Raw genomic sequence first — 15,714 nt, 5'->3', positions numbered from 1 at the left:
ATAATGATTAGAAGGAGGCAATCATGGAAAAGTATAATGTGATTGCAAATGATGTTAGAAGAAAAATTTTAGATGGTATTTATAAAGCTAATGACCAGCTTCCTTTTGAGAAGGATTTGTGTGAGGTTTATGAAGTTAGTAAAATGACGGTTAAGAAAGCCTTGGACATTCTTGTTGCAGAAGGGTTAATTATTAAACGTCGGGGGGCTGGTACGTTTGTCAAAGATTTATCAGTAGAGGATATGGAGAAGATGGTAGTAGGCAGTCAAATGATTGGTACCTCTGCATATTACCCAACTCGTACAGTGACCAGTAAGGTTTTGCATTTTGAAATAATTGCCGCGTCAGAAAAAGTAGCCAATAAGCTCAATATTCCAATTGGTAGTTTTGTTTATGACATTGAACGTGTCCGGATATTAGATGGAAGTCCACTAGTTATGGAAAATACCTTTATGCCTGTTTCAGTCATACCTGATTTAAGGTTGAAAAATGTAGAAGAATCTATCTATGAGTATATTCAAGATACCTTAGGGATGAAAATTCAAAGTGCTCACCGCAATATTACAGTTCGCAAAGCATCTGATTCTGAAGTAACACATTTAGAATTAGAACAAGGAGATCCTGTTGGTATAGTGGAACAAATTGGCTTTTTATCTAACGGGACAACCTTTGAGTATTCTATCAGTACCCATCGCTATGATACCTTCAGTATTGAAATGATGATTCGACAAGATTAGGAGAACATATGGCTTTACTAGTTTGTGATATGGGAGGAACTGCTGTGAAAGTTGCCCTCTACAATCAGGGGCAACTCTCCCATCAGTCTTCTTTTCCAACTCCAGACAGTTGGGAAGATATGAAAATTGAATTAAAAAAATTACAAGAAAGATTTTCAGCAAATCAGTTGACAGGAGTGGCTTTTTCCAGTCCCGGTTCTGTCAATACGGAAGAGGGAGTCATTTATGGCAAGAGTGCCATTCCCTATATACACCGTTTTCCTATTCAAAAGGAGTTGAGTGACTTATTTGGACTACCTGTTTCGATTGAAAATGATGCCAACTGTGCAGCTTTGGCAGAATTGCATCTTGGAGTAGCCAAGGATAGCGCATCATCTATCTTCTTCATCATTGGTTCTGGAGTAGGTGGAGCTGTTGCCCAGGGGAATTCCTTACTAAAAGGGGAAAATCTCTTTGGTGGGGAATTTGGTTATATGATCCTCCAGGATGGTATGACCTTGAGTCACCTAGTCAGTCCTGTTCACGTGGCAAACCGTTTTGCGCAGGCAGAAGGCATAGCTGAATCTTTCTCAGGAAAAGATTTGTTTTCTCTGGCTGACCAAGGACATGAAAAGGCCAGACAGGTAGTGGAAGGCATCTATCAGAGTCTAGCTATCGGAATTTACAATGTGTTGATGACTGTAAATCCAGAACTTGTTGCAATTGGTGGAGGCATTTCCGTTCGGGAAGAATTGGTAGAGGAAGTCAGAAAGCGCCTAGACCAGATTATTTTAGAGGCGGATGCTACAGATTTGACATTCAAACTGGAAGCTTGCCAATACCGAAATGATGCCAACTTACTTGGCGCAGCTGCCCATTTTGTGAGCCAATATGGAGAATAAATATGAAGCTATACAAGGATGATACCATCGTCTTTTTCGGAGACTCAATTACAGAGTGGGGGCGAGATAAGAATGATGCAGGAAGCTTGGGACATGGTTATGTTAATCACGTTGCAGGCCAATTAGCCGCTCGGTATCCACAAGCCCGTTTTTCTTTCTATAACAGGGGAATTGGTGGAAACAAGGTTGCAGATTTGAATGCCCGTATTTATGAATGTCTTGACCTCAACCCGACAGCCATCTTACTCATGGTGGGAATCAATGACGTTTGGCATACTGTTGGCCTAGAATCATTTGGAAGTCATGCAGAGCAGGATAGGTTTGAACAGGAGTATCGCAAACTACTGACGAGTTTGAAAAAGGCAGGAGTAGAACGAATCCTGGTTATGGAGCCCTTTGTCCTGCCTTATCCCTTGGATAGACGGGAATGGCGAGTTGATTTAGATCCTAAAATTCAGATTGTGCGACGCTTGGTTCAGGAATTTGATTTGGAACTAGTTCCCTTAGATGGACTACTAAATGAACAAGCCATTCTCCACTCTGCACAGTACTTGACAGGTGAAGATGGTGTCCATCCGACACTAGCAGGTGCAGCGTTTATTGGGAATGAGGTTCTCAAACGTTTGCAGGTGGAGGTATAGGATGAGAACGAAAGATGCTCTAACACTTTGGGGTGACTATGGTGGTAGTCAATCAAAACCAAAAGATTTTGATGCATTCTGGGAAAGAGCTTTGAATGGGGTTGATGAAAAAGGTCTAGACTATCAGTTGAGACCAGTCTCTTTTAAAAGTCCGCTTGCAGATTGTTTTGAACTTGTTTTTTCAGCTTTGGACGGCTCTAGGATTGTCTGTCAAATTTTGAAACCCAAGGGAGCAATAGAGAAATATCCAGTCATCTTTCAATTTCACGGCTATCACACCAATGTCGGAGACTGGTCTGATAAATTGACTCTGGTTTCCTTGGGCTATATGGTTGTAGCTATGGATGTTCCTGGACAGGGTGGCGCTTCTCAGGATTCTAGCCAGACAAAGGGAGGAACTCTCAAAGGACATTTACTCAGAGGAGTGGAGGAAGGTCCGGAGAATTTATTTTATAAGCGGGTCTACCAAGCCATTTATCAGCTTACTCAGATTGTGAAATCGATGCCTGAGGTTGACAGTAAACGTATGTATAGTTATGGCGTTTCCCAAGGAGGGGCATTAGCCTTGGTTTGTGCCAGTCTTTGTCCGCAGGTAAAGGCCAGCTTTGTCCAATATCCATTTCTCAGTGACTTTAGAGAAGCCTATGGACTACAAGCAGAACAATCAGCCTATGAAGAAATCCCTTATTATTTCCGATTTCGAGATCCGTTACATGAAACGGAAGAAGCGGTATTTAGTGCCCTGGATTACATTGACATCCAATACTTGGTGTCACGGGTTCAAGCCAAAGTCTTGTGGGGTATGGCTCTAGAAGATCGAATCTGCCACCCCAAAACGCAATTTGCGGTCTATAATCAATTACAATCAGAAAAAGAATTACTCTTTTATCCAGAATTTGGACATGAGTATTTACCGAAATTTAACGATATGATGCATCAACGATTATGTGCAGAAGGAGAAGATGATGAAAGAATTTCCAGCTAATTTTTGGTGGGGAGCAGCCACATCTGGTCCCCAAAGCGAAGGGCGTTTTGCTAAAAAACACGCCAATATGTTTGACTACTGGTATGAGATAGAGCCAGAAGTTTTCTACAATCAAGTTGGTCCCGATACGGCGTCTAACTTTTACAACAGTTTTCGTGAAGATATTGCTCTCATGAAAGAGGTTGGTCTCAACAGTGTGCGGACCTCTATCCAATGGACGCGTTTGATTGATGATTTGGAAACCAATACGGTCAATCAGGATGCGATTGCTTTCTACAATCAAGTGATTGATTGTTTCATTGAAAATGGTATTCGCCCAGTGATGAACTTACACCATTTTGACTTGCCAGTTGAGCTCTATCACAAGTACGGTGGCTGGGAGTCTCGTCATGTGGTGGACCTCTATGTTGGCTTTGCGGAGCAGGCCTTCAAACACTTCGGTGACCGTGTCAAAGAATGGACAACTCATAATGAGCCAATGGTCGTTGTGGATGGAGAGTACCTTTATCAATTCCATTATCCTAAAATAGTGGATGGGAAAAAAGCTGTTCAGGTAGCCTATCATCTCAACCTTGCCTCTGCCAAAGCCATTTCCAAATTCCGTGAGTTAGGCTTGGATAAGGATGGCGGACGCATTGGTACAGTCTTGAACTTGACGCCAACCTATGCAGCCTCAGAAGCGCCAGCTGACCAAGAAGCAGCTAAATTTGCTGAACTCTGGAACAATAAGATGTTCTTGGAACCAGCTATCTACGGACATTTTCCAGCAGAACTAGAGGAAGTCTTGAGACGCGACAAGGTTATCTGGCAAACAGAACCTGAAGATGCTGCTATTTTCAAGAACAACACTGTGGATTTCCTTGGGGTCAACTTCTACCATCCAAACCGTGTGAAGGCGCCAGACATCGCTCCAAATTCTGTAGGTGACTGGATGCCTAACCGATATTATGACCATTATGACATGCCTGGACGTCGGATGAATATTGATAAGGGCTGGGAAATCTATCCTGAAGCCATGTATGATATTGCCATCAATATTCGTGACAATTACAAGAATATTCCATGGTTTGTTTCTGAAAATGGTATGGGAGTTTCACGAGAAGAACGGTTCTTGGATGAGAGTGGTCAGATTCAAGATGACTATCGGATTGATTTTATCCGTGAGCATCTGGAATTTCTTCATAAGGGAATCCAAGAAGGTTCTAATTGCTTTGGTTATCACCTCTGGACGCCGATTGATTGCTGGTCATGGACCAATGCTTATCGCAATCGCTATGGATTTATCTCAAATAATATCCATACGCAGGTGAAAACCATTAAAAAATCAGGTGAGTGGTTTAAAACTGTTGCTGGTCAAAATGGATTGAACTAAGAAGCTGCTGGAACACCTTGTGCAAAGGACATCAGGTCCTTTAAGTGTGAAAAGTAGTGCTTTGCCATGGGAGGTTTGACCTCCCGATGACATCGGTTCATTTTTTGATGGAGAGCGGTTTTACAATAATCGCTCTTTTTTGCGGTCAATTTTTGGAAAAAATAGATAAAAAGGAGTCTAAAATGGGAAACAGACTGACGAAATCAAGTGTTTTAGCAGGTGTTTTGGTGGCTAGTTGTATGTTGGGAGGGCATGCTGTTATGGCGGAAGAAACAAGTTCGGACCCTATTCTTTCAACAGAAGTTATTCCTTCACCAGTAGGGGAACTTTCTGTCAACACAGAAATGAAAGCGGTTCCCGATGGAAACTCTGAAATCAAAGTCTCAGATGAAAATACGGAAACACAAGCTACATCTGCTCCACAAATTGTTGAAGTAAAGACTGATGAGCCTAGTAGTGAAGAAACAGGAGTTGTAACAGAGATTCAGTCAGAGACAACAGAGGAGGTTGTAGCTACTGAAGGGGTGGAGACTGAAAGTACAAGAGATAGTGTGGTTCTCAATATGGTTGATGAGAAGGCCAGTCAGGAGACCAAGGAATTACTGGACTATCTCAAGGAAAAGGCGGCCAGTCCAGACATCTTGTTTGGGCAACAGCATGCCCTTGATGAAGGAGTGAGCTTGACCAGTGAAGGCAGTCGAGCAGGCTCGACTGAATCTGAGGTAAAAAATGCTGTTGGGGATTATCCTGCAATTTTTGGTTGGGATACGCTATCTCTAGACGGTCATGAAAAGCCTGGCGTGGCAGGGGATCCTGAACAAAGCTTGAACAATGTCATCGAATCCATGAAAACTGCTCACAAACTAGGAGGGGCAGTCGTTCTCAGTATGCACCCCTATAATTTTGTGACGGGTGGAAATTTCAATGATAGCTCTGGCAATGTCGTGTCTGAAATTCTACCAGGTGGTACGAAAAACACAGAGTTTAATCAATGGTTGGATCGAATTGCCAGTCTGGCTGAGGGATTAAAGGATGATGAAGGTAAGGATATTCCACTTATTTTTCGTCCCTTCCACGAGCAGAATGGTTCTTGGTTCTGGTGGGGTGCCAGCACAACCAAACCCGACCAATACAAGGCTCTTTATCGCTACACTGTTGAATATCTTCGTGACCAGAAAAATATTCATAATATCCTCTATGTATATTCGCCAAATACAGCTACACCTGGGGACCAAGAACGTTATTTAGAGACCTATCCTGGTGATGCTTATGTGGACATTTTAGGAATAGATTCCTATGATTCAAAAGACAATGCAGGGTCAGAACAATTCCTTTCAGGCTTGGTGAAAGACCTCTCCATGATAGTGGACTTAGCAGAACAAAAAGGGAAAGTAGCAGCCTTGACAGAATTTGGCTATAGCGCCCAAGGTCTCAATAAAACCGGCAATACCTTAGATTGGTATAGCCGCATCTTTAACACCATTCAATCTGACCAAAAGGCCTCTAAAATTGCCTACATGCTGACTTGGGCAAATTTTGGTCTGCCTAATAACCTCTACGTTCCTTATCGTGATGTCAATGGTAGCCTTGGTGGAGACCATGAATTATTGCCAGACTTTGAAAGATTTTATCAGTATGCCAATACTGTATTTGCCAAGGAAGTGGGCCAAATTTATGGAAAGGGTAAGAATTTCCAAACAAGTCCCGTAACTAATTCAACCTATCTGATCCGTCCAGCAAATGGGGATATTATTGGTCAGCAAGAGGTCAAAGTTATAGTTAAGCCAAGTCAGGAGGATGATGCCGTATCCGTGACAATTGGCGACCAAATTTATCAGCTTTCCAAGGAAGGTCAGTATTTTACAGCAACTATTACACTTCCAGTTGAGTTAGACAATCAAGTCTTGATTGCAACCATCCTATACACCAGTAAGGGACAGGAAACCAAGCAGGAGCAAGTAAAACTATATTCTCGTTTCACGCAGAACACAGAATCCCCCCTTATAGTTGATACTTTTGAGCAATATTTTGGAGACAATGTTTTACTGCACCAAGCTTACTCATCGAACGGGGATAAGATTCAAATTAGCTTATCTGAAAACCAAAAGCAAGAAGGCAAATATGGCATGGTTTATGACTATGAAGTTGGAGATAAAGGCTATGCTGGACGCCAAATTTCCTTTGAAAAAAATTGGCAAGGAGCCAACGCTTTAAGTTTCTGGCTCAAACATAGCGGTTATCCTCAACACTTGACTGTCCAAATACGCATTGGCAATGTCAGCTATGAGAAAAATATTGCCTTGAACGAAGCATTCGAAGGTCTCGTCAGCTTGCCACTCGCTGAATTTCTACCAGCTGCTTGGGAAGGCAATCAAAGTGCACGCATTGATCAAGTTGGATTAGGCCAAGTAACCCAATTCGCCTTATATTTGGGAGGCGAAAAAGGGACTGGTACTCTTTACGTCGATGATATTCAAGCAGTCACTAGAGAAGATTTACCTGAAATCGTGGACAAATATGAGCCAGAAGTAGCAACTTATCAACCGACGATTTATCGCTTTGATGAGGGAGTTGAAAAATGGAACGGTACTGATTTGAAGACAGAAGCTGGACAGCTTGTTGCCACTATTTCTGGTGAAAAAGATCAGAAAACAGAAATCAATCTCCAAGCCAATCAAGACCTATCCAACTATAATTGGTATGTTGTTAAACTAAAAACAAGTTCTCCTGTTCAAGCCAAACTCTACGTCAAAGTTGGTGATAGTTGGCAATGGCTTAATAATGAAATGGCAATAGTTAATGACCAGTGGACGGATTTACGATTCGATTTGTCAGAGATTGCGGAGCGTTTTAATACACGTGAAATTGGTATTGAGTTCTTGGGGCAAGGTAGTGAAGGGCCAATTCAAGTACAGATTGACAAGATTGCTATAATAAAAGACCTTGCTGAGTTAGAAGACAAGGGGAACGAGGAAAGTTTAGAAGAAGAACCATCTGCAGACGGTGCACCAAGTTCACCTGTAGAAAAAGAAGAACAAAGTAAGGATGGAAATCCAATACGAGAAGATTCAAATGGGGACCAATCAGTTGAAACGCCACTAAACTCAATGATAGAAGAGGTACAGAATAAAATGCATGAATCAGTCCCAATTGAGCAAGTGAATCCCCAAAAAAATGAAACGAAACATCAATCACCGATCCCTTGTGGTCACATTTTACAAACTAGAAGTCGGCTAGATGTTAGGGCAGATATGACAGAACAAACTTCTGAGATAGCTTCTAAATCCTTACCACAGACAGGTGATGGCAGCGGTTTATCCTTTATAGTGTTAGGTCTAGGACTCTTGTCAGCAGTTCGATGTTTTAAATTGAAAAAATGAAATTAATACTCATCTCCTAAAATAGCTTGGAGCAAGACTCTCCTTAATTCAAAAAACCACTGACTTATAATGAGCCAGTGGGTTTATTACTTATCCGAATCAAAATCTTATTTCAAAAAAGGTAGTGATTCGACTGATTTGTACTGTAATATAGTGAAAGTTCATCTTTCAAAAATCGCATTAAATCAAGGGTTCTACCGTCTATTGACGTGTAGTGAATCTCTATTTGTCTTCAGTAAAAGTTCAGTAGATAATATTAATAACAAAAAATCACAGACTTAGTTCGGTTTGTTGCTAATAGACGATGAAAAAATAAATCCGTTCAACCATTTGTTCAACCTTTTATTTTTTACATATACTCAGTAAATGATAATATCTTGATAATATCCAATTTTTAATATTAATTTTAACTCAATTTAACCTGAATTTTCCTGCAGGGGAGATAAATGTATAGTAAAAACCCTTGAAATATCAATGTTTTCAAGGGTTTTGTTTTTTCTAAAATGTAACCGAGGGGTAAGAAAGGGGCAAACTATGAATCCAATAGTTCATCTCACCTGCACCCCATAAATAGTCTGTTTTCTGTTTATAAGATAAGCTATGGCAAGTACAGGAATAGCATAGGGCAGGATATTAGCGCCGAATACTTCATAACTAATGAAGAGAGGAGCCAGTAAGGTATTGGTGGCTGTTCCAAATACGGCACAATACCCAAGGGCTGCAACAAGTTCAGTTGGTAGACCTAGTAATCCTGCTAAAACAGCCCCAGAACTTGCTCCAATCGCAAAGAGCGGAGTAACTTCGCCTCCTTGAAAACCTGCAGCCAAACAAAGACAGGTTAGTAGGAGTTTTAGTAGCCAATCGAAAGCAAACACCTGTTCCCCAGCTAAACTGGCATCAATCAAATTGGTTCCTAGACCAGTATAACGACCTTGATGGAAGCAAAATAGTAGAACGGTCAGTCCAACTCCCATGATAGCTATTTTAATGTAAGGATTTGGAAGCCATCGAGTTGAGATGCTTTTTGCTTGCGCCAGAAACCAAGCAAATAAATTGCCGATGAAACCGAAGCAAAGGGCAATAAATAGCCATTTGAAACTATCTGTAAACTGGAATGAAAAAGATGAAATAGTGTGCGAAAATTTCTCTAATCCCAATAAATGGGAAATAGTAGAAGCCGTGAAAGCGGCAACTAGACAATAGGGGAGACTAGTCCAAGAATATTGGCCAACGATTAATACCTCAATGGCAAAGAAACTAGCAGCCCATGGTGTTTGAAATAGCCCTGCAAAACCTGCGGCCATACCAATCTTTGTTATCATATCTTTGGGCAAGTGTGTGAAACCATGTTTTTGTAACCAGTGTGAGAGACTGGCTCCAAGTTGGACAGCTACACCTTCGCGACCAACGGAAGCACCGACAAGATGACTGAGCCAAGTTGTAGAGATGATGAGTGGAATGAGAACTGGAGAAATTTGCACTAGCTCCCCTTGTCCAGCTTTGAAGACTAAGCCCATACCTGCTTGGACTTCCCTCCCCCATTTTTGATAAATGAAAACAATCAGCAACCCTGCAAGTGGTAGAAAGGGGATTAGAAAAGTAAAATATTCAGACCGTAAGTCTCCAATCCCTAGTAGAATTTTCCCAAAAAGTGTGGTGATTATTCCTGCACCGACTCCAATTAAGCTGGAAAAGAAAAGGAGTTGGATGGCTTGTTTCATCTTATTGCTCATGATTCGCTAACTTGGAAGATTGATAGGTTCTTGATTGGGCCATAATATCGCTAAAGGTTGCTTGAATGGCAGAGCGGTAATCATCTTTTTGAACTAATTTTCCAACTCTTTCAAGGACAGCATTTTCTCTGCTGGTATCCAAAACAGGCTTACCTGTTGCTCGTTTATAGGCTGTAACTTGGTCGACCAACTCCATTCGTTTTTCAAGTAGTTCAACCAATTGGCTATCAATCATGTTAATCTGTTCGCGGATGCAATCCAAATTCATCTTATAAACCTCCGTATATTGTTTCAGTTGTTTTTTAGTATAGCAAAAAACAAGGCAAAATACTAGCCTTGTTTGAGGAAGTTACCAACTTGCTTTTTTTACCCCAGGAAGTTGACCAAGATGGGCTAATTCACGGAAGGTAATCCGACTCACACCGAATCTTCGCATATAAGCATGCGGACGGCCATCGGTCCTGTCGCGGTATTTCAGTCGATTTGGATTTGAGTCGCGAGGCAATTTTCGAAGTGCTTGATAGTCACCTTTTTCTTTGAGACTTTTACGTAAATCCGCATAGCGCTCGATTAACTCCAATTGTCTCTGATAGCGTGCCATTTTTGATTTTTTAGCCATAAAATTCTCCTTTTTCAAAAAAACTTAACCAGTTAATTATATAGCAAAACTATTAAGATTGCAAGCAATAGGTGTACAATCTTAATAAAAGGCTAAAAGAAAACAGACTAGACCTATTGATAAGCCAGTCTGTCTGTCAGTTAATTCATTGTATCTAGTTTAGCAACAAGGTCTGTCGCGAATTGCTCAAGGTTAACAATATCCTCATCTTCAGCGGCAAGGTCTACCTTAACATTTTCGGCACCCTTAGTTGCACCACGTGAACCCAACATAACATCAAAGTCATCTACTGCACTACAGAAGTCATCATAGAAGGTATCGCCAGAACCACAAACACCGTAGACCTTACCGGTCAAATCTAAGTCAGCTAGGTCAGCATAGAAATCAACAATTTCATCTGGAAGCTCACCGTCTCCACCGTAAGAATAGGTGTAGCTGGCTACCACGATGAGGTCCGCATCCAAGATTTCTTCGGTTTCAATAGTAGTACATTCATGAACCTGTACTTCAACGCCCAACTCTTCTAGCTTACTGGCGACGATGTCAGCAATTTCTTCTGTGTTACCAGTCATACTAGCGTAAACTATTTTTGCTAGTGCCATAATTTCCTCCAAATTACATAGTAATTCCATTATACCACACTCCCATCATTTTCAAAAGGGGAAGTTTATGCTAAAATGATGAAAAGGAGTTGCTATGACAATTTACAGTAAAATTATTGAAAAAATTCACGAATACGACACGATTATTATTCACCGACATAAACGACCAGATCCGGATGCCATTGGTAGTCAAGTTGGCTTGCAGAAACTCTTGCAGAAGAATTTTCCTGAAAAAACCATCAAGGTAACCGGTTTTGAGGAACCAAATCTTGCTTGGATGGCAGGAATGGACGTAGTTGCAGACCAAGATTATCAAGGATCCTTGGTTATCGTGACAGACACTGCCAATACGGCGCGTGTGGATGACGACCGTTATACTCAAGGAAATTTCTTGATTAAAATCGATCATCATCCCAATGAAGAGCCTTATGGTGACCTGCTCTGGGTCAATACGGAAGCTAGTTCTTGCAGTGAAATGATTACGGAACTGGCCATCCAATGCCAACTAGAACTAGATGGAGAGATTGCACGTCTACTCTATGCAGGAATTGTGGGCGATACAGGCCGCTTTCTCTATCCAGCTACCAGCTCGCGAACCTTTGAGATTGTTGCTCGTCTCCGCCAAGAAGATTTTGACTTTGCAAGGATGTCTCGCCAGATGGATACCATTGATTTCAAGATTGCCAAGTTGACAGGTTACGTCTACGACAACTTGGAAGTGGATGAACATGGTGCGGCACGGGTCATTTTGACACAAGATATTCTCAAAAAATACGGGGTGACCGATGCGGACACTTCCTTTATCGTCGGGGCTCCAGGACGGATTGGAATCGTTCAATCTTGGGGGATTTTTGTGGAACAAACTGACGGAAATTACAGGGTTCGCTTACGCAGCAAGTATCTTCCAATTAACGAGGTTGCTAAACGCCACGATGGCGGTGGCCACCCACTAGCCAGCGGTGCTAACTCCTATTCCCTTTCCGAAAATGAGCAAATCTACCAAGAAATTCAAGAGGTCGTGAGGAATGCAAGCAAGTAGTCGCTCCCTTCGTCTAATGGGAACCATCATAGAAACTAAAATATGGCATCCAGATGCAGAACCAATTTTAGATCAGGTCGAAGAGTTGCTTTATCTATATAAGGACCGATTCTCTGCCAATGATTTGACGTCTGAATTGATGGAAGTCAATCTAAACGCAGGTGTTCAAGCAGTTCCAGTTGCCGATGACCTGTATGAATTGATTAAATTGGGCAAAGAACACAGTCTGGCTCAGGGATCTTTTTTGAATATTACCATTGGTCCCCTTGTGCAAAGCTGGCGGATTGGGTTTAGCGATGCCAAACTTCCAACCCAAGAAATGATCAGTGAAAAACTCCAACTCATCAATCCAAGGGACATTGAATTAGATGATGAGGAGCAGACAGTCTATTTGAAAAAAGAAGGCATGGCGATCGACTTGGGTGCTCTTGCTAAAGGATATGTGGCAGATAAGATTGTCGACTTCCTTAAAAGAATAGGTGTGGAGGCTGGACTGATTAACCTGGGTGGCAACGTCCTGACCCTTGGTCAAGCTCCTCACAATGCAGATGGCTATTGGCGAATTGGTATACAGGATCCTCAGAAACCACGTGGTGAAAATGCCCTCGTCCTCAAAATAGGAGAAGAATCAGTAGTCACCTCTGGTATTTACGAAAGAACCCTTACCGTGAATGGAAAGACCTATCATCATATTTTGAGTCCTGAGACCGGCTATCCAATGGAGTCGCAGCTGGCTAGTTTGACCATTGTGTCCAAACAATCTGTTGACGGTGAGATTTGGACGACTCGACTGTTTGGTCAAGAAATAACTCGGATTTATAAGATGGTAGAAGAAACTGACGGTATCGAGGCGGTTCTGATTGGGCTGGATGGCAGGATTCTAGTGACCTCAGGGCTTTCTGAGAAAGTTCTTGCTGGTAAAGAAAGAATTTCTGATAGCTTGGGCAGTCCTTCAAGAGGGGGATTTGGCGCCAGAGTAACTTCTGACCTTGCTTCAGGTGCTTCCGTACTATAACTTGAAAAAATATTAAAAAAATAGGTAAAAAGACTTGCCATAAGAACAAACTTTTGGTAAACTTAAATGGTTATAATCTATGGCTCGGAAAGAGTCCATGGCAGAAAGGAATTTTAAAATGAAAAAAGATATCCATCCAGAATATCGCACTGTTGTCTTCATGGACACAACTACTGGCTACAAGTTCCTTAGCGGTTCAACTAAGAAATCTAACGAAACAGTTGAATTCGAAGGTGAAACTTACCCATTGATCCGTGTGGAAATTTCATCAGACTCACACCCATTCTATACTGGACGTCAAAAGTTCACTCAAGCAGATGGACGTGTGGATCGCTTCAACAAAAAATACGGTCTCAAATAAAAAAACAGTCCTTAACGGACTGTTTTTTCACGAGCTTGAAAATAAAAGAGCGAGTTATGGTCCAGTGGACCATTTTTTCTTTAACTCTAGAAATAAGAGAGGGCTTTTTTCGTGCGTGATTGCCAAAATGATTGCCATTGGTTTACATACTCATGAATTGAGCAAACTTATGGGGTGTGTGAAGGTAAAGCATTATATTTCAGCCTGTTCGAAGGTATGAAGATATACGTATTTTATGATTTGTTCACTAGTAATACTCTTCGAAAATCAAAATTATCCGTTGTCAACTTGCCTTGATGAACTCCAGTTCTATCTTCGACTTCGTTTCCTAGGCTACTTTTGATTTTCGTTTAGTATAAATCGTATCCCCACTGATGTAACTAGATTTTTAGTTTCAATGAGAGATGATTTCTGCTATAATGGAACGAGTAAGAATTTGAAGTGAAAGTATGAGGAAATTGATGAAAAATAGGGGCACAATCGATAGTCGAGTAGACTACTCACTTATTTTACCGGTCTTTTTTTTATTAGTTGTGGGGATTATTTCTCTCTACATTGCGGTTAGTCAAGATTATCCGGATAATGTTGTACAGATGGTTGGTCAACAAATTGCTTGGATAGGAATTGGAACAGTGGCAGCTTTTTTGGTCATGTTCTTTTCCACTAAGTTTCTGTGGCAAATCACACCTTACTTGTACGTACTTGGGCTAGGACTTATGGTATTGCCTTTGTTTTTCTACAGTCCAGACTTAGTAGCGTCAACGGGAGCAAAAAACTGGGTAACGATTGGTGGAATGACTCTTTTTCAACCATCCGAATTTATGAAAATTGCCTACATCATTATGTTGTCAAGGGTGATTGTCACCTTTCATAAATATTATCCAAATCGAAAAATTCGTGAGGATTTTATGTTGATTGGTTATATGACACTGTTTACTATCCCTGTCCTGATTTTGTTGGCCTTACAGAAAGATTTAGGAACTTCCTTAGTATTTGTAGCAATCTTTAGCGGAATGCTTCTATTATCAGGAGTTTCTTGGAAAATTCTATTACCGACTGCCTTAACGGGGATCGTTTTGGTTGGTGGATTTATGCTGATTTTTATTTCTCCTGGTGGAACAACATTTCTCCACAATTTGGGGATGGATACTTATAAAATCAATCGTATTGCAGCCTGGCTTGATCCCTTTAAAAATGCCCAATCAACGACCTACCAGCAAGCTCAAAGTTTGATAGCTATCGGAAGTGGTGGCTTAAAAGGACTAGGTTTCAATAAAACAAATCTTCTTATACCTGTTCGAGAAAGTGATATGATTTTTACGGTGATTGGAGAGGACTTTGGTTTTATTGGTGGGACGGTATTGATTGGACTATACTTGTTGCTCATTTATCGAATGCTGCGGGTAACGTTGAAGTCAAACAATCGATACTACACCTACATATCAACTGGCTATATCATGATGCTCTTGTTCCATGTGTTTGAAAATGTTGGCGCTGCAACTGGTTTGTTACCTTTAACAGGTATTCCTTTACCGTTTATCTCCCAAGGTGGCTCGTCCATGGTTTCAAATTTGATTGGTGTTGGTCTAGTGCTGTCAATGGGGTATCAGTCACGATTAGCTGATGAGAAGGAAACAAATCGATCACGTCGCTATAGAAAAATTACGATAAAACGTTAGAAAGTTGGTTTATATGACAAGAGTTGCGGTTGTTTTAGCCGATGGTTTTGAAGAAATCGAAGCATTGGCCCCTGTAGATGTATTCCGTCGAGCTCATTTTGACTGTCAGATTGTTGGTTTAGATAGTCATGAAGTGGAGGGATCGCACGGTATTCGTGTTCAAACTGACCAAGTCTTTGATGGAGACCTGTCTTCCTTTGATCTGATTGTTTTACCAGGAGGAATGCCAGGTTCTGTTCACCTTAGAGATTCAGAGTCACTAATTACGGAATTGCAAAGAGCGGTTGCATCAGGAAAATCAGTAGCAGCAATTTGTGCGGCACCAATTGTTCTGGATAAGGCTGGTTTGTTAGATAGTCGTCACTATACATGTTTCCCAGGGAAAGAAAAAGACATTCCATCAGGTATTCATCTGGAAGAGAATGTGGTCGTTGATGGTCCAATTATCACTAGCCGAGGTGCTGGAACAAGTTTGGATTTCGCCTATAAATTGGTTGATTTATTTGGTGGAGATGGGGAAAGCCTAGCTCAAACAATGGTTTATCATAGTTAAAGTAATGAAGAAGGGCTCTATAATTTCTGTAGTGGGTAAATCCACCATGGAAATTATGGAGCCTTTTTGAGTATAGAAAAAAGTCCCATATGACCTATAATGAAAAGTGTTCAACCA

The 15,714-nt window shown here is 41.2% G+C and carries 15 protein-coding genes; 11 read left to right on the top strand and 4 right to left on the bottom strand.

Features of this window, described 5'->3' with window-relative positions; translation table 11 throughout:
* The first annotated feature begins 23 nt into the window (after positions 1-23).
* The 6 genes from NOL38_RS08530 to NOL38_RS08505 all read left to right on the top strand — a co-directional run bounded on the left by NOL38_RS08530 (position 24) and on the right by NOL38_RS08505 (position 7,996).
* Positions 24-737, top strand: coding sequence for a GntR family transcriptional regulator (locus tag NOL38_RS08530; RefSeq protein WP_105096314.1), 714 nt, complete (start codon positions 24-26; stop codon positions 735-737).
* Between the two features lie 8 nt (positions 738-745).
* Positions 746-1,618 (top strand): ROK family protein, encoded by an 873-nt coding sequence (locus NOL38_RS08525; protein WP_172008869.1) that lies wholly within the window; start codon positions 746-748, stop codon positions 1,616-1,618.
* Between the two features lie 2 nt (positions 1,619-1,620).
* The gene (locus NOL38_RS08520; RefSeq protein ID WP_172008867.1) at positions 1,621-2,259 is read left to right on the top strand and encodes an SGNH/GDSL hydrolase family protein; all 639 of its coding nucleotides are present in this window, start codon (positions 1,621-1,623) and stop codon (positions 2,257-2,259) included.
* A 1-nt stretch (position 2,260) separates the two neighbouring features.
* The gene (locus tag NOL38_RS08515) at positions 2,261-3,244 is read left to right on the top strand and encodes an acetylxylan esterase (protein WP_172008865.1); all 984 of its coding nucleotides are present in this window, start codon (positions 2,261-2,263) and stop codon (positions 3,242-3,244) included.
* Positions 3,225-4,616: a glycoside hydrolase family 1 protein gene (locus tag NOL38_RS08510; protein ID WP_105096311.1), complete on the top strand. Its 1,392-nt coding sequence runs from the start codon at positions 3,225-3,227 to the stop codon at positions 4,614-4,616. The genes NOL38_RS08515 and NOL38_RS08510 overlap by 20 nt, the downstream gene beginning before the upstream one ends.
* A gap of 182 nt (positions 4,617-4,798) precedes the next feature.
* Complete coding sequence (locus NOL38_RS08505) at positions 4,799-7,996, top strand: glycoside hydrolase family 26 protein (protein ID WP_277941915.1); 3,198 nt, start codon at positions 4,799-4,801, stop codon at positions 7,994-7,996.
* Between the two features lie 548 nt (positions 7,997-8,544).
* Here NOL38_RS08505 and NOL38_RS08500 read toward each other — a convergent pair.
* The 4 genes from NOL38_RS08500 to NOL38_RS08485 form a co-directional block, all read right to left on the bottom strand.
* On the bottom strand, positions 8,545-9,729 hold the full coding sequence (locus NOL38_RS08500) for a chloride channel protein (protein WP_277941914.1): 1,185 nt from the start codon (positions 9,727-9,729) through the stop codon (positions 8,545-8,547).
* Positions 9,719-9,997, bottom strand: coding sequence for a chorismate mutase (locus NOL38_RS08495; protein ID WP_277941913.1), 279 nt, complete (start codon positions 9,995-9,997; stop codon positions 9,719-9,721). Before NOL38_RS08495 ends, NOL38_RS08500 begins: the two co-directional genes overlap by 11 nt.
* 81 nt (positions 9,998-10,078) lie before the next feature.
* Positions 10,079-10,348 (bottom strand): 30S ribosomal protein S14, encoded by a 270-nt coding sequence (gene rpsN, locus NOL38_RS08490; RefSeq protein WP_277941912.1) that lies wholly within the window; start codon positions 10,346-10,348, stop codon positions 10,079-10,081.
* A 140-nt stretch (positions 10,349-10,488) separates the two neighbouring features.
* Positions 10,489-10,950 carry a flavodoxin gene (locus tag NOL38_RS08485; protein ID WP_024392382.1) on the bottom strand — a complete coding sequence of 154 codons (462 nt, stop codon included), beginning with the start codon at positions 10,948-10,950 and terminating at the stop codon, positions 10,489-10,491.
* A 94-nt stretch (positions 10,951-11,044) separates the two neighbouring features.
* On the opposite strand from NOL38_RS08485, the gene NOL38_RS08480 reads away from it, so the two are divergent.
* The 5 genes from NOL38_RS08480 (at position 11,045) to NOL38_RS08460 (ending at position 15,597) form a co-directional block, all read left to right on the top strand.
* Entirely contained in the window at positions 11,045-11,989 is a 945-nt protein-coding gene (locus tag NOL38_RS08480) for a DHH family phosphoesterase (protein WP_277941911.1), read from the top strand.
* Positions 11,976-13,004, top strand: coding sequence for an FAD:protein FMN transferase (locus tag NOL38_RS08475; RefSeq protein ID WP_277941910.1), 1,029 nt, complete (start codon positions 11,976-11,978; stop codon positions 13,002-13,004). The genes NOL38_RS08480 and NOL38_RS08475 overlap by 14 nt, the downstream gene beginning before the upstream one ends.
* Before the next feature lie 118 nt (positions 13,005-13,122).
* Positions 13,123-13,365, top strand: coding sequence for a type B 50S ribosomal protein L31 (locus NOL38_RS08470; protein ID WP_012027466.1), 243 nt, complete (start codon positions 13,123-13,125; stop codon positions 13,363-13,365).
* A gap of 449 nt (positions 13,366-13,814) precedes the next feature.
* Positions 13,815-15,044: an FtsW/RodA/SpoVE family cell cycle protein gene (locus NOL38_RS08465; RefSeq protein WP_012027447.1), complete on the top strand. Its 1,230-nt coding sequence runs from the start codon at positions 13,815-13,817 to the stop codon at positions 15,042-15,044.
* Positions 15,045-15,057: 13 nt separating this feature from the next.
* A complete protein-coding gene (locus NOL38_RS08460; RefSeq protein ID WP_277941909.1) occupies positions 15,058-15,597 on the top strand; it encodes a DJ-1 family glyoxalase III in 540 nt (179 codons plus the stop codon).
* Positions 15,598-15,714 lie beyond the last annotated feature (117 nt).

Origin of the sequence: Streptococcus suis (assembly GCF_029616525.1) — a bacterium.
In the GTDB taxonomy this organism is placed as follows: domain Bacteria; phylum Bacillota; class Bacilli; order Lactobacillales; family Streptococcaceae; genus Streptococcus; species Streptococcus suis_AF.
The sequence above is the reverse complement of the archived record's forward strand: the minus strand, read 5'-3'. Positions and strand labels throughout refer to the sequence as shown.

Excerpts from the sequence above, each read along its gene's own strand:
- NOL38_RS08530 (WP_105096314.1), top strand. The coding sequence starts at position 24 with ATGGAAAAGTATAATGTGATTGCAAATGATGTTAGAAGAAAAATTTTA.
- NOL38_RS08480 (WP_277941911.1), top strand. The coding sequence starts at position 11,045 with ATGACAATTTACAGTAAAATTATTGAAAAAATTCACGAATACGACACG.
- NOL38_RS08495 (WP_277941913.1), bottom strand. The coding sequence starts at position 9,997 with ATGAATTTGGATTGCATCCGCGAACAGATTAACATGATTGATAGCCAA.
- NOL38_RS08500 (WP_277941914.1), bottom strand. The coding sequence starts at position 9,729 with ATGAGCAATAAGATGAAACAAGCCATCCAACTCCTTTTCTTTTCCAGC.
- NOL38_RS08485 (WP_024392382.1), bottom strand. The coding sequence starts at position 10,950 with ATGGCACTAGCAAAAATAGTTTACGCTAGTATGACTGGTAACACAGAA.
- NOL38_RS08515 (WP_172008865.1), top strand. The coding sequence starts at position 2,261 with ATGAGAACGAAAGATGCTCTAACACTTTGGGGTGACTATGGTGGTAGT.
- NOL38_RS08510 (WP_105096311.1), top strand. The coding sequence starts at position 3,225 with ATGAAAGAATTTCCAGCTAATTTTTGGTGGGGAGCAGCCACATCTGGT.
- NOL38_RS08475 (WP_277941910.1), top strand. The coding sequence starts at position 11,976 with ATGCAAGCAAGTAGTCGCTCCCTTCGTCTAATGGGAACCATCATAGAA.
- NOL38_RS08470 (WP_012027466.1), top strand. The coding sequence starts at position 13,123 with ATGAAAAAAGATATCCATCCAGAATATCGCACTGTTGTCTTCATGGAC.
- NOL38_RS08505 (WP_277941915.1), top strand. The coding sequence starts at position 4,799 with ATGGGAAACAGACTGACGAAATCAAGTGTTTTAGCAGGTGTTTTGGTG.
- NOL38_RS08460 (WP_277941909.1), top strand. The coding sequence starts at position 15,058 with ATGACAAGAGTTGCGGTTGTTTTAGCCGATGGTTTTGAAGAAATCGAA.
- NOL38_RS08520 (WP_172008867.1), top strand. The coding sequence starts at position 1,621 with ATGAAGCTATACAAGGATGATACCATCGTCTTTTTCGGAGACTCAATT.
- rpsN (WP_277941912.1), bottom strand. The coding sequence starts at position 10,348 with ATGGCTAAAAAATCAAAAATGGCACGCTATCAGAGACAATTGGAGTTA.
- NOL38_RS08465 (WP_012027447.1), top strand. The coding sequence starts at position 13,815 with ATGAGGAAATTGATGAAAAATAGGGGCACAATCGATAGTCGAGTAGAC.
- NOL38_RS08525 (WP_172008869.1), top strand. The coding sequence starts at position 746 with ATGGCTTTACTAGTTTGTGATATGGGAGGAACTGCTGTGAAAGTTGCC.